Genomic DNA, 372 nt, shown 5'->3' with positions numbered 1-372 from the left:
ATTCAATTAGAAAAACTGGCTGATGAACTTAAAATATAAAAAAAGTAGCATTAACGTTTACCTGTTAATGCTACTTTTTTTCGAGTGACGATTCTATTTTCAATTAAAATTTGCTTGCTACTTTAGCTGCTGCTTCAAGACCAGCTGTAATGATCTCTTCTGCTTTATCTGGGAATTGGTTATGTCCTTCAATAACTACTGTTTCCATATTTGTTGCACCGAAGAAGCCCATCATGCTTGCTACATATTTAACAGCCATTTCTACTTCAGCTGCTGGACCTTCAGAATATACGCCGCCGCGCGCGTTTAATAATGCAATCTTCTTATCTCCAATTAGACCAACTGGACCTTCTGGCGTATATTTAAACGTTT

At 36.8% G+C, this 372-nt stretch carries 1 protein-coding gene; it reads right to left on the bottom strand.

What is annotated here, in order from left to right:
* Positions 1–103 precede the first annotated feature (103 nt).
* A partial coding sequence (locus MR160_RS34075; RefSeq protein WP_242299244.1) for an NAD(P)H-dependent oxidoreductase occupies positions 104–372 on the bottom strand: 269 nt, incomplete at its 5' end.

This window comes from Bacillus cereus group sp. BfR-BA-01382 (assembly GCF_022663475.1).
GTDB lineage: Bacteria > Bacillota > Bacilli > Bacillales > Bacillaceae_G > Bacillus_A > Bacillus_A thuringiensis_S.
This window is presented reverse-complemented; position numbering and strand designations above follow the sequence as displayed.